Origin of the sequence: Fundidesulfovibrio putealis DSM 16056, from assembly GCF_000429325.1 — a bacterium.
GTDB lineage: Bacteria > Desulfobacterota > Desulfovibrionia > Desulfovibrionales > Desulfovibrionaceae > Fundidesulfovibrio > Fundidesulfovibrio putealis.
Window position 1 is genome coordinate 93,749 of sequence record NZ_AUBQ01000012.1, and the last position, 21,899, is coordinate 115,647.

The following is a 21,899-nucleotide window of genomic DNA, read 5'->3' on the forward strand; positions in this document are numbered from 1 at the left end:
GGGCTCTGCCCTGCACCCGCTGGGGGAGTGCCTCCCCCAGACCCGGCGATTCGCTTCGCGCCGTGAGCGGCAATTGGAGCTTGGAGCGGGGTCAGGCTGCTGTCTCGTCCGTGCCCTGGCGGGCGGGCTAGAACCGATTTGAAAACGATTCGTCGCCCGCCAGCCAGAACCCGACCGGGACAGCACCCCGCCCCCGCCGAAGGGACGTTCTACCGCACCCAAAAAACGTTCTGCCATAATGAAAGTACGCCCTGCCACGACGACACACCTGTCAGGCCGAAGAAGCTTGTGGTCGGACGGGATCATTCAATGCTGTGCATCCCGGTTACCAAGCACTATCCAAAACGGTGACTTTAAAAAAAGAAGCCCGGAAGCGCGGCTTTGCGCGCTTCCGGGCTTCTTGCAAGATATCTGAATTGTAACGGTGCGTTACGCGAAGCTAATGCAGGGTCCAGGGGGATCATCCCCCTGGCGGGTGCAGGGCGGAGCCCGCCGGGGTTTGGGGCAGCGCCCCAACTCTCCCCTAAAACCCTGCCGCCGCAAAGGCTTCGTCCAACATGGCGCGTGCTTCATCCTGGATGCGCTTCAGGTGCGCCGCGTCGATGAAGCTCTCGGCGTAGATCTTATACACAGGTTCAGTCCCCGAAGGGCGGGCCGCGAACCAGCCGTTCTCTGTTACCACCTTGAGGCCGCCGATGCTGGCGCCGTTGAAAGGGGCGGTGGTAAGCTTGGCCACGATGGGCTCCCCGCCCAAGGTGGAGGCAGGCACGCTCTCCGGCGTGAGGGTGGCGAAGCCCTTCTTTCCAGCCTCGGAGAGAGGCGCGTCCACGCGCTCGTACACGGGCGAGCCGAACTGCTCGGTGAGCCCCTTGTACATGACCGAGGGGTCTTTCCCGGTGACGGCGGTGATCTCGGCGGCCAGCAGGTCCATGATGAACCCGTCCTTGTCCGTGGTCCAGACGGAGCCGTCCTTGCGCAGATAGGAGGCCCCTGCGCTCTCCTCGCCGCCGAAACCGAAGCTTCCGTCCACCAGTCCGTCCACGAACCACTTGAAGCCCACGGGCACCTCACACAGCTTGCGTCCAAGCGCCTTGGCCACGCGGTCGATCATGGCGCTGGACACCAGGGTCTTGCCCACGGCGGCGTCGGCGCGCCAGCCGGGCCGGTGCTGGAAGAGGTACCAGATGGCCGAGGCCAGATAGTGGTTGGGGTTCATGAGGCCGCCGGTGGGGGTGACGATGCCGTGGCGGTCGTAGTCGGGGTCGTTGCCGAAGGCGACGTCGTAGGAGTCCTTGAGGCCGATGAGCCGGGCCATGGCGTAGGGCGAGGAGCAGTCCATGCGGATCTTGCCGTCGCGGTCCACGCTCATGAAGCCGAAGGTGGGGTCCACGGTCTCGTCCACCACTTCCAGATCCAGGCCGTAGCGCTCGGCCATGGGCTTCCAGAAGGCGATGCCGGAGCCGCCCAACGGATCGACGCCGATTCGCAACCCGCTGGCCTTGATGGCGGCGATGTCAACCACGTTCTCCAGGTCGGCCACGTAAGGCGTGATGAAATCATGGGCCTTCACGTTGGGAGCCTTGAGGGCCTTCTCAAAGGTGACGCGCTTCACGCCGGTGAGGCTGTTGGCCAGATAGGCGTTGGCCAGCTTCTCAACGGCCTTGGTGATGTCGGTGTCGGCGGGTCCTCCCGCAGGGGGATTGTACTTGAATCCGCCGTCCTGGGGGGGATTGTGCGAGGGCGTGATGACGATGCCGTCCGCCAGGGCCGTAGGCTTGGAGCGATTCCAGCCGAGGATGGCGTGCGAGATGACCGGGGTGGGCGTGTAGCCGTCCCAGCACATGCGCACTTCGACGCCGTTGGCGGCCAGCACCTCCAGGGCGGAGATCATGGCCGGGGCGGACAGGGCGTGGGTGTCCATGCCGATGTAGAGCGGCCCGGTGATCCTCTTGGCGGCGCGGTAGTCGCAGATGGCCTGGGTGGTGGCCCAGATGTGGTTCTGGTTGAAGGACCCGGCAAAGGAGGAGCCGCGATGCCCGGAGGTGCCGAAGGCCACGGCCTGGGATTTGTCCGCCGGGTCGGGCTGGAGGGAGTAATAGGCGCTCACCAGCTTGGGGACGTTCACCAGCATGGAACGCGGGGCGGTATGGCCGGCCAGGGGGCTGACGGACATGGAGCTTGCTCCTTATTGATGTTTGTAGTCGGCGGGGGCGTGAAACTTGCCGAGGAGAGACGCGAACTCCGTCACGAAGGTCTTGTAGTCCTCGTAAGTCATGTCTGTTTTCAGGCCAATGGCTTCTGAGGAGAAGCACTGCGAGTCCGAGAAGCAGCACACGTCGAACTCGATGTCCACGTAGACGGTGTTGGGCTTCTCGAAATAGCGGTTGAACATGATGTTGCCGTCCGGGTCTATCATGTCGATGCGGGCCGTGCCGAATCCCGTTACGAGCGACTCCAGGCCATCCATGGTGTATTTTACCGCGTCCGCATAGAGGTTCATGCGGGCGATCGAATAATCATCCGTGACGTGCAGGGCCGGGTTGAAGACGGGCTTGCCGTCTATGGTGGCGATCAGCTCGATGGAATAGCCGTAATCGGTGGCTTCCAGATCGAGTTCGATGCCCAGCACGCTGGAATTGACCTTCAAGGTGCACTTCATCTGGTTCTTCCTTGTTTAATTCGTCGCGGCGCTACGGCTTGGGTTTGGCGGGAACGCCCGTATTGTCGAAGATGCCGTAGTCTTTGGGCGGCGTGTATTGGAACTGCTCCCTGGAGACGGCGGGGTTCATCTTCACGTTGTTTAAGCTCACGTCGTTTATGTTGCCGTAGAAGTCTTCTATGGCGATGCGCGAGAGCATGTTGGTCTTCAGGTCCACCCAGGCGTAGGCCAGCACCAGGCTCGGTTCGGCCTCGCGCGGCACCAGCCGCAGCTTGGCCTGGCCTTCGGGGGCGTCCTTCTCCTGCTCCACATGGAAGTCCTCGCGCAGGTTGCCCTTGCCGGAGAGGAAACGCAGCATGGTCTTGGAGCCGAGCACCTCCTCCACGGAGTAGCGGTAGGCGGCTTTTTCTTCGGGGAAAGCGTTCCACACGGCGTCCTTGCCCACCACCAGGAGTTCCTTCTCGGGCTTCTCGGTCTCCCAGCGGATGAGCGCGGGCTGGGCGAATACCAGCCGCCCGCTGCGAGTGTCTTTCTCCTTGCTGGCGGCGTTGTCCAGCACCTGGACGAAGTCCGCCGAGAAGGAGGTCAGGGCCTGGTACTGCTTCTGGACCTTGTCCGCCAGGGCGGCAACGTCCTGGGCGGCCGCCGCGAAGGCGTTGCCCGACGTGGCCAGGGTCAGGGCGGCCAGGATTGCGATAGTGCGAAGAATCATGAAAACCTCTCAGCTCCGATGCCTTAGCCCAGGGACAAGATGGCGTCGAACACGGCCTGCGCGTCGAAAACCACGCTCATCTCCTGGGTGAGTTTGTATGTTGCCACATGGATGTCGTGCCGGAAAAGGGTTTGCGTGAAATACGGCCCGAGGGTTCCGGGCGTCACCAGGAACTTCGCGGCCCGCAGCGTGGAGCGCGACAGCAGGAGCTGCCCCACGCCCGCATACAGGTTTGCGGGCGCGAGACTGGTCTTCACCTGGAAAGCGGCCTGCACGAGGTTGTCCGGCGTGACCAGCACGATATCGTCGGACGGGGTCGAACCGGCCCGGAAGCGCAACTTGCGCGACTCGATGAAGTTGGCCAGCTGGTCGCGCACGCCGTCCACCACCAGGGCGTGCAGGCGGGGGGAACCGGCGGGGACGTCCGCACAGGCCGGGTCCGCGCCCGAAGACTTGATTCCGAACTGGATTCGCGGCTGCGCCCCGGAGTTGAGTCCCATAGCCTCCCACTGGCGCCAATCGTTCACGGCGCTCAGGAAGCGGGCGAAATCAAAGGCCAGGGACGGGCTGGAAACACCCGAGACGATCACCGCCTCCAGAGGGTCTCCGTCCGGGGCTGTCATGGCATGGGTGGCCAGGTCGTAATCGTGCAGCTCCAGATATCTGGGGAGCCCTGCCCCGCCTTTGCCGGGGATTCCCGAATGGGCGATGAGCACGTCCTTGCCGAAGCGCAGGAGAAAGCAGTTGGCGCGGCGGTCGAACCCGGAGAGCGCAAAGCTCATCTCGCACTCGGGCCGCAGGACGCCTGGGCCGCAGGACGCCGGATCGTGCAGCCCTGCCTGGAGCCAGTGGCGGTTGGCTGTGCGTTTGTGGGCGAACCAGAAGTGCAAGGGCTCGTTCCAGAACACTTCCTCTTTCTGCGCAGCGGCGCGCCAGCGTAGCGTGGCCGCCACCGGACGGCACTCTTTCTTCAAGTGCTGCATGAAGGATTGCGCGCCGTGTTCGATCGCGCCTTCGTCCAGGAGGATCTGCATGGCTGGCTAGCTCCTGTCCTTGAGAACGACCCTGGGTTTGCTGCCGTCGGCAGGCCCCAGGAGGCCGTCGCGCTCCATCTGCTCGATGAAGCGGGCCGCCCGGTTGAACCCGATGCGGAAGCGCCGCTGGATAAGCGATATGGACGCCTTGCCCTGCTCCATGACGAACTCCAGGGCCTGGGGATAGATCGGGTCGGACAGGGATTCGCCGTCGCCATCGCCGCCGAACACGCCGCCCTCTCCATTCGCCTCGTCGCCCCAGCTGGCAAGATCCATGAGGTAGCTGGGGGCCTGGCGCTCCTTCCAGTATTCCACCACCTGGGAGGTCTCCTCGTCGGAGACGAAGGCCCCGTGCATGCGCAGGACCTTGGCTCCGCTGGGCTTGAACAGCATGTCGCCCCGGCCCAGCAGGTGTTCCGCGCCCACGGTGTCCAATATGGTCCGCGCGTCGTGCTTGCTGGTTACCTGAAAGGAGATGCGCGTGGGAAAGTTGGCCTTGATGAGGCCGGTGACCACGTCCACGCTGGGGCGCTGGGTGGCCAGGATCAGGTGGATGCCCGCCGCGCGCGCCAGCTGGGCCAGACGCACGATGGAGATTTCCACTTCCTTGGAGGCGGTCATCATGAGGTCGGCCAGCTCGTCGATGATGAGCACCAGATAGGGCATGGGCTCCACCACTTCCACATCCGGGCCGGGATTGGCGATAAGCTTGGCCACCTTCTCGTTGTAGCCGTCGATGTTTCGCACGCCCATCACGGCCATGGCCTCGTAGCGCTTGTCCATCTCGCGCACGCACCAGTCCAGCGCGGACTTGGCCATGGACATGTCCGTGACCACCGGATGCACCAGATGCGGCAGGTCGGCGTACATGGCAAGCTCGATGCGCTTTGGGTCGATGAGCAGGAGCTTCACCTCTTCGGGCTGGGCCTTGTAGAGGATGGAGAGCAGGATGGCGTTGATGCACACGCTCTTGCCGCTGCCGGTCGCGCCCGCCACCAGCAGGTGGGGCATGCGCGCCAGATCGGCGGTGAAGGGCAGGCCCTGGATGTCCTTGCCGATGCACAGGGTAAGCTTGGAGGGCGAGTTCGAGAACTCGCGCGACTCCATGATGTCGCGCAGGTAGACGGTCTGGCGCTTGGCGTTGGGGATCTCCACGCCCACTGTGTCTCGCCCGGGTATCGGAGCCTCGATGCGCACGGCCATGGCCTTCATGGCCAGGGCGATGTCGTTGGAGAGCCCGGCGATGCGGCTGACCTTCACGCCCGGCGCGGGCTTGATCTCGAACATGGTGACCACCGGGCCGGGCACGATGCGCATCACTTCGCCCTGGATGCCGAAATCGTTCAGGCAGGTGATCAGGCTGGCCGCCTGGGAGCGCAGCATGTCTTCGGATGGGCCGCCCGTCTGCGGCGGCGGCATGGTGAGCAGTTCCATTGGCGGCAGGCCGTCGGCTCCGGGAGAGGGCCGGAAAAACGGCTTGGATTTGGGCTTGACGGGCTTTTCCTGCCGTGCCGGGCGCTTGGACGCGGGCTGCTCCTGCCGCACGGGCGCGACTGCGACAGCCGGGGCGTCCTCGAGTTCGTCGTCATCGTCATACGCATCCGGCTGTCCGTTCCTCTCGCCCTGCCCATTCTGGCCGTAGCCGGGACCGAACAGGAAACGCATGACCGGGGGGCTGACAATGGCCCACACGCCGTCCAGGAAGGCTTTGAGCCGGGAAGCCTGCTCCTGCCAGGAGAGCCCCACGAACAGCTGCACCGACACCACGGCCAGGAACGTGGCCAGCAGGTACATGCCCACGGGATGGATGATGCCCGCGCCGATGCGGTACAGCGCGCCCCCCAGCGCGCCGCCGCCAGCCACCTGGTTCACGGAGAGCCCCGGTCCGGGCCAGTCCGACCCCAGGGCCACCAGGCACACCAGGAACAGGCCGAAGAGCCCGGCCCAATGCCTGCGCGTGATGCCAACCAAGGGGAAGAGGCGACGCACGCCAGCATAGACCATGAGCGCCGGGACGAACCACGCCGCCAGGCCGAACATCCATACCAGATAGCCCGCCAGCGCCGAGCCTGCCACGCCCATCAGGTTGGTGACGCCGTGCGGCCCCGCAGTCTGAAGCATGGGGACCTGATCGGCCCGGTCGAAGGAGTACAGGGCCAGGACGAGAAACGCCGCCGCGAAGACGAACGTCACTCCGACCAGTTCCTCCAAAATTTTCTTGCGTTCCGTAACTCTCTCCCGAAAAGGCGCGATCAGCCGTGTTCTGGACGATCATTACGCGAAAAAACAGGCGATTAAAAGACGCTTCCCCGCCGGGGGCGAATGGCCGGAAAGCCGGGTCCGGCCATGCAAGCACAGCCGCAATGGCATTCACAGAGGGACGCGTGCGCGGTGGCGCTCATCCGAGCCAATCATCCCCGCAGCCCCCCAAAACAAGAGGCCGTGGAGCCCCGCCCCACGGCCATTCCCGACTATGCAGGCAGCGAGGCAGCCGCGAGGCTTGCCTGGCTGCCAAAGGCTTCGTGCTACACGCGGCCCAGGTACGTGCCGGTCCGGGTGTCCACCTTGATCTTCTCCCCTTCGTTCACGAACAGGGGCACGGTCACGGTGATGCCGGTGGCCAGGGTGGCGGGCTTGGTGGCGCCGCTCACGGTGTCGCCCTTGACGCCGGGCTCGGTGTGGGTGACTTCCAGCACCACGGAGGCGGGCAGGTCCATGTCCAGGGGCTTGCCCCGGTACAGCAGCATGGTCAGCTCCATGCCGTCCACCAGATAGCCGCCCTTGTCGCCCAGGACGTCCTTCTCCACGGAGAACTGCTCGTAGCTTTCCATGTCCATGAACACGAAGCCGGTGCCGTCCTGGTAGAGGTACTGCATGGACTTGTTCTCCATGTCGGGCTTTTCCATCTTCTCGCCGGAACGGAAGGTGTTCTCCACCACGCGGCCGTTGAGCATGTTCTTCAGCTTGGTGCGCACGAATGCTCCGCCCTTTCCGGGCTTTACGTGCTGGAAATCCACGATCTCGTAGGGGATGTTGTCCAGCTCGATCTTGAGGCCGCGGCGGAAGTCAGTGGTGGAAAGCATTGTATCTCCTTGAATATCAACTGTTCTTGGTAAGCCAGTGTTGCCACAGGGCGGAAACCGCGAGGACATAGCTCATCATGCCGAAACCCGCAACAACCCCGATGGCGCTGCGGCCCATCAGGCTCTGCTGGCGAAGGGGCTGGTCCGTGCGGGCGAAAATATTGGACAGGTGCACCTCCACGCAGGGGATGCCAATCCAGGCCAGGCAGTCGGCCAGGGCCAGGCTGGTGTGGGTGAAGGCCCCGGCGTTGAAGGCCACGCCGTCGAGCTTGTCGCGCCAGGCCTGTTCCAGCCGGTCGATCAGCTGCCCTTCCCCGTTGGCCTGGAAGAACGACAGCTCGATGCGCCCGGCCGCCTCGCCCAGGGACTCGCCCACCATCAGGCCCAGGTCGTCCATGCCCCTGGATCCGTAAATCTCGGGCTGGCGCTTGCCGATGTGCCCCAGGTTCGGGCCGTTGAGAACCAGAATGCGGCATTTGGTCATGCTCTCACCTTGCTTGCTTTCGTGGGATTTCAGGGTATCCTGCGCAACCGCGAGAAGCTAAACGGAATCAAACATCATGCGCAAGATACTTCATCTCGAAAAGACCATCTACGGACAGGCCGACCTCGTCGCCCCCGACGCACCCCAGATCGCCCTGGCAGGGCGCTCCAACGTGGGCAAGTCCTCGCTGCTCAACAGGCTTGCCGGACGCAAGCAGCTGGCCAAGACCAGCTCCACCCCCGGCAAGACCCAGAGCATCAATCTGTACCGCATCGAACCGGGCGACGTCTATCTGGTGGACCTGCCCGGCTACGGGTACGCGCGCCGCTCCAAGGAGGAGCGCGCCAAGTGGGCCGAGCTCATCGAACGGTATCTCTCGGGCACCGCCTGGCTGCGCGCCGTGGCCGTGCTGCTGGACTGCCGCCTGACGCCCCAGGCCAGCGACCTGGACATGGTGGCCTGGCTGCGCGCCTCGGACATCCCCGTTATCGGCGTGCTCACCAAGATCGACAAGTGCAAGAAGCGCGAGCAGCAATCCCAGCAGAACCGCTGGGCCGGGCTCCTGGGCGGCGAGAAGCCGGTGCTGTTCTCCTCCGTGACCGGAGCAGGCTACGAGGATCTCTGGCGACGCATCGACATCCGCCTGGGCATTGGCGAGGACCAGCCTGCCGCTGCCTCAGAGGGTACGCCTGAAATCGAGACGCCCGCAAGCGGCAACCCGGAATCCTGAGACGGTTTCTTCCCGAATTCCAGTCAGCCCGCTGTCCGGGCTCGCCGCCTTCAGGCGCGAGATGACGGACGTCGCCACTACTTGTCGGACTTGGAAAAGAAGCCCCGCAGGAACTCCTGCTCTTTGGGACCGAGATTGAAACGCATTCCGGCCTCGTCCAAGAGCTTCTTGAGCGAACTGCCGGGCTGCGCGAGATGTTCGTTCACCCAGGCCACGGCATTACGCATGAGTTCCGACTGAGGCATTACAGTGGTCATCGGGGTGATTCTCCATTTTTTCGTTCATTACCAAACGGCAATCATCCTTTACCGCATGGCCTCAGGGCTTGCAAGGAACATGGGACTGTCGTACCCCGTCCCCTGCCCGCGATCTCGGGACCGCTGGGCGCAACCGGTTGAACATTACGCCCGGACAGGGCCGGAGCCTGGCGAGGAATCGTCCGGCAGCGGCCCCGCACAGTCCGGTTCTGGGAAGATTTCATGGACCCGTGGCTTAGCACTATAATTCTCGGCATCGTCGAAGGCCTGACCGAATTTCTGCCCGTATCCTCCACGGGCCACCTCATCCTGACGGGCGTGCTGCTCGGGCACTCCGGCGACAAAGCCGCCTCCTACGACATCATCATCCAGCTCGGGGCCATCCTCGCCGTGGTGGTGCTGTACCGCGACCGCTTCGCGGCGCTCGCCTTCCCCAAGGCCAGGCAGCGCTTCGCCGGACGGCGCGGGCTGACGCTCCTGTTCCTGACCTGCCTGCCCGCCGCCCTGCTCGGCCTGTTCGCGCGCGGCATGATCAAGGCGCACCTGTTCCAGCCGCTGCCGGTGGCCCTGGCCCTGATTGCGGGTGCGATCCTTATTTTCATCGTCGAGAGCAAAAAGACAGCCTGGGAAAAATACCACGACCTGGACGACGTCTCCCCGTCCCTGGCCCTGGGCATCGGCCTGTTCCAGTGCCTCTCGCTGTGGCCGGGCTTCTCCCGCTCGGCATCCACCATCCTGGGCGGCATGATCCTCGGCGCCAGGAGAAAGCTGGCCGTCGAGTACTCCTTCATAAGCTCGGTGCCCATCATGATGGCCGCCACCGGTTACGAGATCTTCAAGAGCTGGGACCAGTTCAGCGTGGGCGACCTCCAATTCCTGGGCGTGGGCTTCGTGGTGTCCTTCCTGTCGGCCTGGCTGGCCATCAAGTGGTTCATCGGGCTGGTCAGCCGCGTGACCCTGCGCCCCTTCGCGATCTACCGCATCCTGCTGGCCGTGGCCGTGTTTTTCTTTTGGCCCAATTAAGGGAATCGAAAAAAAAGAGTTGCCAAGCACCTCTTCGTTTTGTATTTAGCCCGTCCTGCCGCAAGGCAAACTTCGTGGCGAGGTAGCTCAGTCGGTTAGAGCATGCGGCTCATATCCGCAGTGTCGGGGGTTCAATTCCCTCCCTCGCTACCACGAATCACCGGGAGTCGGACGTAAGTGTCTGACTCCCTTTTTCTTTTGCTGAAGGGAATTCCCCGCTTTTCCTCCAGATGCCCACTCGGACGCCAGTGGTACACTTCACTGGTACACATCGCTCTCCCCGCACATAGGGGGACGGTATGGCGTGGCTCTCATACTTAGTTCAACGCAGTGGCACACTTCACTTCCGGGCCAAGGTGCCGGTTGATATTCGGCCCAGAATCGGACGCTGTGAACTTCGCATCTCCCTTGGCACTGGACGTATCCGGGAAGCCCGCGATAAAGCCTTCGCCCTGGCAGCGTTCACGCGCCGACTTCTGAGAGACTTGAGGGCTGGAGCAATGGCAGACCTGAGCAGTGATGAAATCTTTGAGCTTACGCGGCGGGAGTTCCGGCGCATTCTGCAAGAGGATCAACGGGACCGAATGCGGTTCCCTGGAAAGTATGAGTTCGGTGTTCGACTGACCTCGGAAGGTATTTTCCCCAGCGACTGGCAGGACACTACCGGGCTGTCGCCATGGGAGTACAAGGACGCCACACAGGCTGAGAAGATACTTCGTGAAAGGCTCCGTACCAACCGCTGGCCCGATCTTCGTTTGCCTGTCCTCGCCATGCTCAAGCGGTTCGGCGTCGAAATCGCGGACGATGACCCTACGGTCAATGAAGTGTGCCATGTCTACACCCAGGCCTTCATTGAGGCCGTGGCTGCGGTCAGACAGCGTGAATACGGCTTTATCGACTATGTGCCAGAGGTGTTTCTGGATGATGCACCAAGGCCTCAACCCTCCCACCAGCTACCCGTACCTACGGCACCAGACAAGCCGAAGCGAAAAGTGTCCGACCTCATCCGGGAGTACAGTGAGCACAAAACCCAGAGCGGTGAATGGAAACCTCGTTCAGTTCGGACACAGATGGCGCGTCTAGAGTTCTTACCTGAAGTGATGGGTGATGTTGACTTGGCCTTGATCGACCACGATTTCACGCATGAATTCGTCAAGAAGATGATCGCCAAGCCGAAAAAGAGGCAATCGAAGAAGGCAAAAGAGTCTGGAGAGATCGAAACAATCCGGGTTTCCACCGTCAAGCTCGCTGTCACGGAGTTGTCCGCGCTATTTGATTATGCCAGGAAGCGCAGGTGGGTTTCGGAAAACTTCTTCTCGGGGATCACTCTCAAGGACAACAGAAAACAGAGTGAGAAGAAGCAACCCTTCACCACCGATGACCTCGCCCTGCTCTTCGGCCCTGGCTTTGTGGATGCCTGCAAGGACATCCCATGGAGGTTCTGGGGACCGATCCTAGCCCTCTTTACAGGGGCACGACTGGGCGAAATCGCCCAGCTACATGTTGATGACGTTCAAGAGGTCGCAAGCATCTGGTGCATCAACATCAACGACTCTGGTGAGAAGGAGGTGAAGACCGGCAGTGGAAACAGGATCGTACCGATCCACCCCTTCATCCTGGAGGAGTTGAACTTTCTCAAATTCGTTGACGCAATGCGTGGCGCCAATGAGGTCGAACTATTTCCAGCCCTGAAAGCCCAACAGGGAGAGAAGGGACGGTATCTCGTCAAGTGGTTCAGCGGTTACAAAGCTGGACTCGGCATTGCGGAGACGAAAAGTTTCCACAGCTTCAGGAAAAACTTCACCACGGCCCTGTACAAGGTTGGCACTCCTGTAGACAAGATTAAGCTCCTCGATGGACACTCGCTCTCTGGTGACGTGACCTTCGCGCACTACATATTCGATGTTAACATCACGGAACTGGCAGAGTACATCAAGAAACTCGACTTCGGTTTGGACCTCTCGCACTTGGCGCTGAGTCGGTTCGTGCTGAAGTCGGTGTGTCCACGCGACCACACAGAGCGATGAAAAGGCCACCGGTCATCGTGACTCACTCAGTCTTTCTTGATTCCTCGCTCATGTAATTCATGCATCAGTTCGTCATAAAGCGTCTTTACCTCGTCGTGCTTCTCCTTAATGGATTTGAATGCACTCGGCATCATGCCAGATGCACTAATGCTCTCCATGTCAAAGGTGTTTGGTCCGTTGTATCTCATGTTTTGCGACCTTTGATACAGGTCATTGTTGAAGTTATATCTGTCAATAAGCGACATCGCTGCGCTGTATGTTCTGATAATCAGTCCTCGTAGATGATCATCGTCTATCTTTCCTATCTGGGCGGCGTTCGCTTTGTACATTGTGAAGTAGTCGCTTCCAACGACAAATATAGAGTTCAGAGTCGTTCTCTTTGGATCAGAATCGATAGTGTTGCCAACTGTGTCCATGTATGCAGTATAAATTGCGTCAAGTTCGTCATGTATTGCTTGCAGAACATTATGAATGTTCTGCTTGTTCCGCCGTATCTCTTGCTTACTTGCTGATCTAGCCGTAGTCATAACTGCAAACCAAGACCCAGCGCACGACAGTATGCCGCCAACTACAGAGCCTATCAACCCAGACAACAGAACCTGATGGTCTTGATCCATTACTTGCCCTCGGATTTAACGCGTGTTCAGTTGGCCTCGAAATGCCGCCGGTGCTGCTCCCAGTTTCCCTTGTAGAGTTTCGCCAGTGCCTTATCCATGATGATGAGGTGGCTTATGTGTCACCGATTCCATATTATAGGCCATCGTCGCTTCCGCCTTTGTGTTCGAGCTTATAGCCTTTACTGCGCAAACTGCTTATGAACCCCCGCGAAGGAAAGCATCCATCGTACTGGTTAGAGTTTACTTTCCCAATCTCTGTGGTTATGAGGCACCTTGTTTTGTCTCCGGATACGGAGTAGCTTATGTGTATAAAGCGATCTGACTTTGACCAAAGGTACGCAAAGCTCTCCATTGTAATATCGCCGCTTGCGTCCACAATGCTTGGTGTGTGTGCTCCATTGACATCAGGTTTTCCAAATTTTTTCACGAACTTTGCGATGTAGCTACTGGCTTCAGACTTGCCACTGAAGATATAAACTCGAACGAAGCTCAACTTCTTGAAGCGAAAGCTATATACTATGCTAGCGACATCCATCCCAAATATCAGCCTGTCTACAACCTCATGATTATCGAATTTGACAGTTTCTACACCGCCTCCTGTATCAATGCAAAAATTTTCTTTTACAGAGCGTACATGCCATTCAATTGGCATTGTGCTGTCCCATTTCAGTCCACGAAATCCATCAGGAAGGGGTTCAACAGATAGAGCAACTGAGAAGTGCCCAAATATGATAAGAACAACCAACAAGACACCGCATGTACTACGCATAGAGCCCTCCTGCTCTTGAGATATTTGAAGAGACGCATGAAATCAAGCTTCCCTACTTGAGAGGGCCAGTCATGGCACCAGTGTGAAGCGCCAATCGGAGGGACTGGTCAGGAGGATCGAAGGGTGATGACGTGAGTCAACCCACACAATGCCAACACAAACAGAAAAACCGCCCCACCCGGCCCGTTAAGGTCAGGTGAGGCGGCTGTTCTCATGGTTTGCGCTACGAACTTGGGGCGCTATCGACGTATGCTGCTTTGCACAGGGCAAGAGGTCTACCTAAACCTCCTCGACCATGACTGGCACCCGAACCACTACCCATTCAGGCCTCACGGCATCCGCCACGGACTCAGCTTCGTTGCGATCAGTGAATAGCCGCGCACCGGCCTTAGCATGGCAGTATTGCCCCTGAGTCTGACTGACAAAGAATTCGCCCGTTGGGTCCTTGATCTTGATCACGTACACCGCACTCCCTCCAGGTTAAAGGTGTGCCCAGCCAATAGGCTGCTAACAGCTTCCACGCCAACCATGCAACCTCCACGGCTTGCCCGACCAGTCCCTTGCGTCCAGCCTAGGTCCAAACAGGCACAATGACTTTTCTGCAACTTCACCGCCTTGACGGTGAATAGTTAAAATCATTCTCAAGGCATTCTTGAAGACATTCTCGAGACATTCTTACTAGCACACTTCGTGCACCCCGCCATGCACACCTCCATGCATGTATCTGTGCGCCCTATGCACGCCTCCATGCAGGTATTCTGGATGCCTCATGCAGATCGCCTTCTTACCAGCACACTTCATGCAAGACCTGCCTTGTTCAACCATCGAGTGACCGCTCTACCTGGACACGCCACTTAACCTCGCCGTTTATCTCAACAGGGGTTACAAGGCCAACACTCATGAGTTCACAGCCGTACTTTACCAGCGTCCTCTTGTCTTTGATGCCAGTGAACTTGCGTAGCCCCTCCTTGTCCTCCCCCATAAGATGAGAGAACTGCCACTCCCGCCACTGGTAGCCGGATGCGTAGTTCTTTGAATCGAAGGTGAATGGCGAATCGTCGGCCATGTCCAGTTCGGCATGTCGTCCACGACGTTCTAGTTCCTCGCAAACGCTCTCATACTCTTTGCGATCCATCGTCGACCCACACAACAGCACGACATACATGTTCTTGGCTGGAAAGCTCATGCGTGCCCACAATCCGCTTTTTACGATGTGCGGATACCAAGCGAAGCTCCTGTTGAGCGGTGGAACCTTGAGATGGTAGGTATTGTGACGAGTTAGCTTGTTCGTCCAGCTTGCGGTTACGCGCACAATTTCACGCTCTTTCAGCTCTTGTATTGCGCGCTTCACAGGGTTGATGCTCACGCCAGACAATTCAGACAACCTTTCCTGCGATGGGAATGCTCTTCCCTTCTTGTCGCAATGACGCATGATGACAGGGAGTACGGCGCGTGCTGCATCACTCAGTTCCGCCCAAGTTTCACCCTTTATGATCTCTCGGCTGAACCGGAAGAAGGCATCCCTACGACACCCAGGAGCCTCCCTCCTGTGGTAGGGCAGGGACAGAGCATCCTCCCTTATCTCTCCCTTGGGCCTGTAAACAGTGTTAACCTCGCCCGTTACGGACGTTGACCCTATCGAATACGACACATCGAACCTCGTGTATGATTTGTATGATTGACTTGGCTGGGTTCGTGTTCTATGTATCTTGCAGAACGACCACGGCACCACCCAGCGAAAGCCCCTTCAAACTGTTAGCAGCAGCTTGAAGGGGCTTCGACTTTACAGCTATTTTGCTCGGATTGCAATGCTACACATTCCGTCACATTGCAGTTATTGCACGGACTTCGCGATATGCATCGCTGGCACACGCTCCTTCTCTTGATAGGTGCTCGCGAATGAACTTTGATAATAGGCCATGACAGGCGTATTCCGCATGCTTCCGCGTACCGCACAGAAGAAAGTGGACATTGTGACGAACCGTCCAAGAATAGATCGACTGAAGAACACTTGTCGGATTCATGTTGCCTCTGAACTTGCCCTTGGCGATATCCTCGGCTGATGCCTCGACTAGCACTGCGGCGAATTCCATTGCGGCAAGTCGTTCCATCTCGCGCTCGAAACGGTCACGGCCAGCGGAGAGACTCCCTATCAAGTCCTGAAGGCTCTTGCGCTCCAGGGCCACCTGATCCTCAAAACCAGGCAAAGAGTAATCCCCGGTCTTGAGTGTTCCCCGGACTACCTCTACGTCAGGATAGCCACTGAACAGCCAGGGCCTCTTTTCCCTTGAGTCCACCACGATCCGCAGTGGCACGATCTCCGACTTCACCATTACGCCGCAGCCCCAACGGTCAGAGCCACACGGACTTCGGAGCCATCCCGCCGCTTCCTAGTGCAATACGTCACCTTCGGCTTGGCTGGCCTTCCGCGCTTGGGTTGGGGCTTTTCGGCCAGCGTCTCCACGATCCTGCTGACAGCTTCCTTCGGGAGCCGGGAACCCTTCAACCAATCCAGGCACTCAGCCACCGTCGTTGCGGAGTACAGTTGCCGCCATCCCAGGTAGTTCCTGGCTGTAATGATAAACGGATCACGGTCAGCGGTTGTGAGTTCGTAGACCTCCAGTGTGGTGGTCAGGTAGTGCCTTCTGCTGATGAACTCGCTCTGGGCAAGCTTGATCCCGTGAAGGACTTCACTTCCCAGTGTGATCCGACTCTTGAACGTGTTTCTCATGCTGTTGTCATCCTTGGTTATGTGTTCGGGAACCCGCTCCAATACTGGCACGGTAGACACGAAATTCGGCGTTTGCGGCGGTTTGTGACCCTGAGTAAGGGGAAGTCACGCAGACGCCATTCTCTTGAACTTCACCCGCCCTGACTGGCTCACGTCGAGTGACACAAGGGCCAAGAACAACGATCCCTGAAGCACCTTCGCTAGCGGAAGCTGGAGCTTCTTTAATGCGGCGCGGAATCCGTCTGCCAGGGTTTTGTCGATACGAAGACTGATCGTTTCAGTTGCCATCTCTCTTCCTTCTTTGTCTGGTTAGGGTTGAACACAGCACAGGCCAACAAATACCCGGCCAGCACAGCGCATGACCGGGCTTTGTCAGATGTAGCGGGTTACGGGAGAGGACTCGTGCCCAGTTCAATCCAGATGTCTTCCAGTCTATCAGACAGGGCTTCGCTGGGCTTCACGTTCCCAAGAAGTACGTTGTTCAGGTGTGACAGGCTGACCCCAAGCTTCTCCGCAACGCGGGCCTTTTTGATGCCAGCTAGTTTGAGCAGCGCGTTGAGTGGATGCGCTTTGACTGGCCGCTTCAGTTCTTCCAACAGTGACATGTGTCACCTCCATGTGAGATACATGCACCATAGCAACAGAAGCAGAGGCAGTTGCAGAATATGGTCAGACTTGATCAGAATTGCCACAGGGCCAGAAACAAAGAAGCCCCGCGCATCCGATTGGACGGCGGGGCCTTGTTGTGCCTGTGTGTTTGAGCAGTTCTCGACTACTGTGCGCGGACCCTCCGCTTGACGTTCTCCACAACAGCTTCGAGCAGGTGCCAAGCCACTCCGCAGTGTCCCTCTCCAGCCTCCATTCCAAGTTCAAGCAACGAGTCCAAAGGTGCCACCTCTTCGTCGAGGATCATCAAAAAGTCTTCCACGTCCAGCCTCCTGCGTTGGGATATGTGGACGATCATATGGCACAACAGATGACAAATGTCCAGTGAAATCGGGCGGTTCAAGTTGTTCGACCAGAACTGGACTACCATGACGGGGAGTGTTCGAGTTGTACGAGTGGAGTCATTAGTAAAGTGATAATGGTTATCAATTGGCCAAGAAGTCCAACGGCTTACCAATTGAGTAGCCTTTGTTGTTTCACGCATTTACGTTCAGAATCCACGCGACTTTGCCGCCAGTGCCATGTGGCTTCGACGGCCTCAAACAGCCTTACGAATCACTTCCGGGTAGTTTGCATACAGGCTCTGACGGCTGATCCCGTATTTCTGCGCGAGGCTCTTGACCGTCTCCCCAGCGGCGATCCTGGCCTTGATCTCTTCCACTTGTTCCGGCGTCAGCATCTTGGAGCGTCCCAGTTGTTTCCCTGCGGCCTTGGCTGCGGCGATCCCTTCACGCTGCCGCTCCTTGATCATGGAACGCTCGAACTCTGCCACGGCTCCCATGACGGCAAGCTGTAAATCCTGCATGGGGTTTGGTTCCCCTGTGAACGTCAGGGCTTCCTTGTGGAACTTAACGGCAACACCGCGCTCGGTGAGTTCCTTCACCAACCTGAGCAGGTCGGCCAGGGAGCGGGCCAGACGATCCATACTGTGAACGTGGAGCGTGTCTCCCTTGCGAAGGTGCTTGAGGCAGGACTCTAGGCCAGGACGGTTGGTGTCCTTGCCTGACGCCTTGTCCTCGAACCGTTCATCCAGCCTGACCCCGTCCAACTGGCGTGCTAGGTTCTGATCCACACTGCTGACCCTGACGTACCCGACTTGCTGACCACTCATGATGTGCCTCCCTGACGTGTCAATCTCAGTCTAGGCACAGGCTGTCACAGTGTCAACCTGATCGATTTTGACGTTAGTTGTCACGGTGGAATGCGGGTTCCTGGGAAGGGCTAGGTGTGACTGGAAAGGTGTACTCTGGTTGACAGTGGAGAAGACTCACTGGAAGTGAAGGTGGATGACTTCCACGGGCAGGACAGGGCCAGGATCGCGACGTAACCAGGGGAAGCGGATCACCCATCAGGCAACAGGCACTCACTCTGGATGATCGTCGGAGAGGTGCCAGTTGAATCAAGCGGGACGCACGCACGCGACTCCACACACGCACAGGGGGGGGCACTACCCCTACCCATACGGCTTGTGGTCCTGCGTCGGACCCTACTATGTTATAGGTATGGCTTTCACATTTTTTTCGCTCAGAGTGCTCAGAAACCCACACCAACAAGGCTGCTACGGGGCCATAACGCTTTCCAACTCCCTCGCCCTTGCTTACCCTGGCTCACGTTCTGAAGCCGTCGATAATCGCCCGTAGCGGCATCCTCGGAGAACGGAAAACGCCCGTATCAAACCAGGAACCGGGGCTACGCTCACGGGTCTGGGGTTCAATCCCTCCGTTGGAACATGACCAACTTTCGGCGTTGTCATCTGCCCCCCTTCACTGGTACACATTCGCATCTCAAACGGGACTTGAGCGATGTCCCTGGAGAGAAAAGCTCAATGATTGCAGAGTTATGACAGTCAGCGGACAGTTAGTCCCTCCCTCGCTACCACGAATGATCGGGGTCATGGCCTAAACAGCCGTGACCCTTTTTCATTTTTTACGGTCTGATATCTCAGTTTCCCCTCAAATGCCCTTGGTAGCTGTAAGGCGGTGCGCGATTTGGCACTGATTTGCGCAGCTTCCGGCACACCTGATTACTCCTTCTCCTCGGTTCCTTTTAGGTAAGGCTGCACGGGCATGTAAGTCGGCGCGCGATTTGGCACTGATTTGCGCAGCTTCCGGCACACCGCCGACGCCCTTACGTTGATCTTGCCCACAGAACGCTTGCGGCGCGGCTCTACTGCCTGATGCACACCTGCGGCTGCTCCCTGTCGCCGCAGGCGAATCCAGCGACTTCCGCCAAACGTGCGACTGTAATTGACTGCATGCGGGTCTCATGAAACAGTAACGCCGCAGCGCCTCTCATCGTTTCAGACTCTGGGCACTGCAGAGGTCGGAATTGTTCACGTCATCCCGGACGCATTGGAGAATTCAGACCACCCTGGGATTGCGCCCGCATTCGTCAGCGCGACGGCAGGCGGCATGACCCCGGCGTGGCATATGCTGCGCGCAGCTATTTATCCGGGCCGCCGTTTGGCCGAGAGCACCTATGAAAAGCTATGGAAAACTGATCATTCTGGGAGTGATTCTCACTGCGACCTGGACTGCATTCGTCTACCATTTGTACACTGTGGCTGCCAGCAGCCTGCTCGAAAACCAGTATCATCAGGCCCTCGTAGAAGCCCGCATCGCTTACGAAAAGGACATCACCTACCGGCGTTGGTCAGCCAGACTGGGGGGAGTTTACGCTGAAGTATCGGACGCATTGACCCCCAACCCATACCTGGACGTTCCCGAGCGCGACGTAGTGACCGAATCAGGAAAAGTGCTCACCCTGATAAATCCGGCCTACATGACGCGCATGGTCCACACAATCATGGACGAGGAAGCCGGATTGAAGGCTCACATAACGAGTCTCAACCCCATCCGCCCGGAGAACGCGCCGGATGAATGGGAGACGAAAGCCTTGAAATCGTTCTATGACGGCGCCCCCGAGGCTCACGAGATCGGAGCGACGGACGGGAAACAGACGCTGCGGTTCATGCGCCCGATGATTACTGAAAAAGCGTGTCTGAGATGCCACGCCAAACAAGGCTACAAGGAAGGGGAGATACGGGGAGGAATCAGCGTGACCGTTCCCATGGACAAATATTTCTCCAGCCTGAATGAACCCAAAATGCAAATACTGCGGCGCTACCTGACTTTTTTTGCAGTCGGGTCCCTCCTCATATTGTCTACAATAATCGTCATGGTGCGGCACGAACGTTTCAGGAACAAATCTGAGACGTCCATAAGGCTGTCCGAGGAAAAAGCCTGGGAGAGCGAGGAACGATTCCGGCTGCTCATCAACAACGCCGGCGACGCAATATACCTCTCCGACCTGCAGGGACGCCTCTTGCGCGTGAATTACGAATCAGAGCGGCAAACAGGGTATTCGCGTGAAGAACTCCTGAACATGAACGTCCTGGACCTGAACGCGACACACCTCCCCCTGGAAGCGCTTTCGGAACTCGTTCGCAAGATCACGCAAACCCGCAAGGCTTCGTTCGAAACCTGGAACCGCCACAAGGACGGGCACGAATTCCCCGTGGAGCTCCGTGTCGTGTACGTCGATATGGGCTCCGAGGCGGCCTTGCTGGGAATTTCCCGGGACATAACCGAGCGCAAGCGGGCCGAAGAGGTCATGGCCAGATCACTGCACGAGAAGGAAATCCTGCTGAAGGAAATCCACCACCGCGTGAAGAACAACCTCCAGATCATCTCCAGCCTGCTCAGCCTGCAGGAACAGAAGCTGAGCGACCTCGGCATGCTGGACGTGCTGGCCGAGAGTCGTGGCCGCATCATGTCGATGGCGCTCATTCACGACCAGCTGTACCACTCCGGAAATTTTGCGGAGATAGGCATGGAGGAATACCTGCGCCAACTCCTCCCGCGCCTGATCCAGACATATAAAGGCAAGCGGGACATCGCCCTGCGCCTGGACCTGCACCCCATCCCTATCTCTCTGGACCAGGCTATTCCTTTCGGGCTCATCATGAACGAACTGACCACCAACGCCCTCAAGCACGGGTTCAGGGAACGCATCACGGGCGTTATCAGCATCGCGGCCACCCTGAGCGAAGGCGTGATCAACCTTTCGGTCGAGGACAACGGGATAGGGCTGCCGCCTGGATTCATGTTGGAGAAACAGAACACCCTGGGCCTTCAGATCGTGACCTTGCTCATCGGACAGCTGCACGGCGACCTCACCATGACGTCAGGTCCCGGGACCTGTTTCCGGCTGCGTTTCCCGATGGCCGCATGACGCTTGGCGCGTGGCGTCGAGTTCGATTGTTCCAGCGCCAGGAGCCTGCCCCCTTTCCGGGGCGCGCCCCTCCGGCGAGGGAGTGGCCGTCAGCGGACTGCAGATGAAACGCACTCACCCTTCAGGAGAATCTCCTCATAGCGCCCGTCTTCCTTGATGATGGCCAAGCCTCGCTCGAAAACCTTCAGAAACTCGCTCCCGTCAGGATGTTTTTTCGAGACCATAAGGTGCAGGGGCAGCTCGAACAGCGGCGTCCGGGCCACGGCCACCCGGTCGAAATCCTTCAGATGCCTTGCCTCCAGGATGGTCCAGCCCACCGCCTCGCTTTCTGGAACCACATCGACCCTGTCACTCAACAGCTTCGCGAAGGACTTCTCGGCATCCTGGGCGTAATCCGCCCGGACTCCGGCCTTTTCGAACATCTCAACATAGGCATAGCCTCGTGAGCCGCCTACCCGGAGCTGCTTCAGATCCTCAAACCCCGTGTAGTCCCAACCTGGCAGTTTGTCCTTGAGATAGAAAAAGACCATCCGGTGCATGCCCAGCGGGTCCGAGACATGACAGGTTTCCTCAAAGGATTCGGTGCGTGACCACGGGAAGGATGCCAGGGCCGCGCCCGACTGCACTTCAATCTGGTTGCGGGGCCAGGGCACGAAGCTGAAATTAACGGAGTGTCCCGCGGCCTCCACGGACTTCTCGATGATGCAGGCCATCGCCCCACCCCCTTCCAGAGTCTCCGAGACGTAGGGGAGCCACTCACCTGTCAGGACAGTGAACTGCTTTGCATGGGCAGGTTGCCGCGAGAAGAGAATCGCCAACACGCAAAGCGATATGCAGAGCCGTGACGAGAGGGACATTTCTCCTCCGAGGGGCT

Annotated in this window: 21 protein-coding genes and 1 tRNA gene; 5 read left to right on the forward strand and 17 right to left on the reverse strand. The window is 58.9% G+C overall.

Annotation, left to right across the window (positions count from 1 at the left end; genetic code table 11):
* Positions 1-523: 523 nt before the first annotated feature.
* From pgm to G453_RS0109325, 7 genes are all read right to left on the reverse strand, one after another.
* Positions 524-2,173: a phosphoglucomutase (alpha-D-glucose-1,6-bisphosphate-dependent) gene (pgm, locus tag G453_RS0109295; protein WP_027190845.1), complete on the reverse strand. Its 1,650-nt coding sequence runs from the start codon at positions 2,171-2,173 to the stop codon at positions 524-526.
* A gap of 12 nt (positions 2,174-2,185) precedes the next feature.
* Positions 2,186-2,659, reverse strand: coding sequence for a hypothetical protein (locus G453_RS0109300; protein ID WP_027190846.1), 474 nt, complete (start codon positions 2,657-2,659; stop codon positions 2,186-2,188).
* A 31-nt stretch (positions 2,660-2,690) separates the two neighbouring features.
* On the reverse strand, positions 2,691-3,371 hold the full coding sequence (locus G453_RS0109305) for a LolA family protein (protein ID WP_027190847.1): 681 nt from the start codon (positions 3,369-3,371) through the stop codon (positions 2,691-2,693).
* Positions 3,372-3,394: 23 nt separating this feature from the next.
* Positions 3,395-4,405, reverse strand: a complete 1,011-nt coding sequence (locus tag G453_RS0109310) for a hypothetical protein (RefSeq protein WP_027190848.1) — start codon at positions 4,403-4,405, stop codon at positions 3,395-3,397.
* 6 nt (positions 4,406-4,411) lie between these two features.
* A complete protein-coding gene (locus G453_RS0109315; protein ID WP_407635552.1) occupies positions 4,412-6,616 on the reverse strand; it encodes a DNA translocase FtsK in 2,205 nt (734 codons plus the stop codon).
* 314 nt (positions 6,617-6,930) lie between these two features.
* Complete coding sequence (gene efp / locus G453_RS0109320) at positions 6,931-7,488, reverse strand: elongation factor P (RefSeq protein ID WP_027190850.1); 558 nt, start codon at positions 7,486-7,488, stop codon at positions 6,931-6,933.
* A 16-nt stretch (positions 7,489-7,504) separates the two neighbouring features.
* Complete coding sequence (locus G453_RS0109325) at positions 7,505-7,972, reverse strand: type II 3-dehydroquinate dehydratase (protein WP_027190851.1); 468 nt, start codon at positions 7,970-7,972, stop codon at positions 7,505-7,507.
* A gap of 76 nt (positions 7,973-8,048) precedes the next feature.
* Here G453_RS0109325 and yihA point away from each other — a divergent pair, with 76 nt between their 5' ends.
* The gene (yihA, locus tag G453_RS23215) at positions 8,049-8,702 is read left to right on the forward strand and encodes a ribosome biogenesis GTP-binding protein YihA/YsxC (RefSeq protein WP_084502211.1); all 654 of its coding nucleotides are present in this window, start codon (positions 8,049-8,051) and stop codon (positions 8,700-8,702) included.
* Positions 8,703-8,779: 77 nt separating this feature from the next.
* On the opposite strand, the gene G453_RS0109335 is transcribed toward yihA, so the two are convergent.
* Positions 8,780-8,959 (reverse strand): hypothetical protein, encoded by a 180-nt coding sequence (locus G453_RS0109335; RefSeq protein WP_027190852.1) that lies wholly within the window; start codon positions 8,957-8,959, stop codon positions 8,780-8,782.
* Positions 8,960-9,181: 222 nt separating this feature from the next.
* Here G453_RS0109335 and G453_RS0109340 point away from each other — a divergent pair, with 222 nt between their 5' ends.
* The 3 genes from G453_RS0109340 to G453_RS0109350 all read left to right on the forward strand — a co-directional run bounded on the left by G453_RS0109340 (position 9,182) and on the right by G453_RS0109350 (position 12,009).
* The gene (locus G453_RS0109340; protein ID WP_027190853.1) at positions 9,182-9,982 is read left to right on the forward strand and encodes an undecaprenyl-diphosphate phosphatase; all 801 of its coding nucleotides are present in this window, start codon (positions 9,182-9,184) and stop codon (positions 9,980-9,982) included.
* 76 nt (positions 9,983-10,058) lie between these two features.
* Positions 10,059-10,135: transfer RNA gene (locus G453_RS0109345), tRNA-Met, on the forward strand.
* Between the two features lie 146 nt (positions 10,136-10,281).
* Positions 10,282-12,009 carry a site-specific integrase gene (locus tag G453_RS0109350; RefSeq protein ID WP_027190854.1) on the forward strand — a complete coding sequence of 576 codons (1,728 nt, stop codon included), beginning with the start codon at positions 10,282-10,284 and terminating at the stop codon, positions 12,007-12,009.
* Between the two features lie 26 nt (positions 12,010-12,035).
* Here G453_RS0109350 and G453_RS0109355 read toward each other — a convergent pair whose 3' ends face one another.
* From G453_RS0109355 to G453_RS0109395, 8 genes are all read right to left on the reverse strand, one after another.
* Positions 12,036-12,626 (reverse strand): hypothetical protein, encoded by a 591-nt coding sequence (locus tag G453_RS0109355; protein ID WP_027190855.1) that lies wholly within the window; start codon positions 12,624-12,626, stop codon positions 12,036-12,038.
* Between the two features lie 133 nt (positions 12,627-12,759).
* A complete protein-coding gene (locus tag G453_RS27890) occupies positions 12,760-13,395 on the reverse strand; it encodes a hypothetical protein (protein WP_156920864.1) in 636 nt (211 codons plus the stop codon).
* Between the two features lie 817 nt (positions 13,396-14,212).
* The gene (locus tag G453_RS0109365; protein WP_027190857.1) at positions 14,213-15,046 is read right to left on the reverse strand and encodes a helix-turn-helix domain-containing protein; all 834 of its coding nucleotides are present in this window, start codon (positions 15,044-15,046) and stop codon (positions 14,213-14,215) included.
* Positions 15,047-15,218: 172 nt separating this feature from the next.
* On the reverse strand, positions 15,219-15,728 hold the full coding sequence (locus tag G453_RS23220; protein ID WP_156920865.1) for an ERCC4 domain-containing protein: 510 nt from the start codon (positions 15,726-15,728) through the stop codon (positions 15,219-15,221).
* Positions 15,728-16,126 (reverse strand): hypothetical protein, encoded by a 399-nt coding sequence (locus G453_RS0109375; RefSeq protein ID WP_027190858.1) that lies wholly within the window; start codon positions 16,124-16,126, stop codon positions 15,728-15,730. The genes G453_RS23220 and G453_RS0109375 overlap by 1 nt, the downstream gene beginning before the upstream one ends.
* A 386-nt stretch (positions 16,127-16,512) precedes the next feature.
* On the reverse strand, positions 16,513-16,731 hold the full coding sequence (locus tag G453_RS0109385; RefSeq protein ID WP_027190860.1) for a helix-turn-helix domain-containing protein: 219 nt from the start codon (positions 16,729-16,731) through the stop codon (positions 16,513-16,515).
* 167 nt (positions 16,732-16,898) lie between these two features.
* Positions 16,899-17,054: a hypothetical protein gene (locus G453_RS27895; protein ID WP_156920866.1), complete on the reverse strand. Its 156-nt coding sequence runs from the start codon at positions 17,052-17,054 to the stop codon at positions 16,899-16,901.
* 276 nt (positions 17,055-17,330) lie between these two features.
* A complete protein-coding gene (locus G453_RS0109395; RefSeq protein WP_027190862.1) occupies positions 17,331-17,903 on the reverse strand; it encodes a recombinase family protein in 573 nt (190 codons plus the stop codon).
* Between the two features lie 1,367 nt (positions 17,904-19,270).
* Here G453_RS0109395 and G453_RS26220 point away from each other — a divergent pair.
* Entirely contained in the window at positions 19,271-21,025 is a 1,755-nt protein-coding gene (locus tag G453_RS26220; RefSeq protein ID WP_051272154.1) for a histidine kinase dimerization/phosphoacceptor domain -containing protein, read from the forward strand.
* A gap of 89 nt (positions 21,026-21,114) precedes the next feature.
* Here the strand turns inward: G453_RS26220 and G453_RS0109410 are convergent, their stop codons facing one another.
* Complete coding sequence (locus G453_RS0109410) at positions 21,115-21,882, reverse strand: substrate-binding periplasmic protein (RefSeq protein ID WP_027190863.1); 768 nt, start codon at positions 21,880-21,882, stop codon at positions 21,115-21,117.
* Positions 21,883-21,899: the final 17 nt, after the last annotated feature.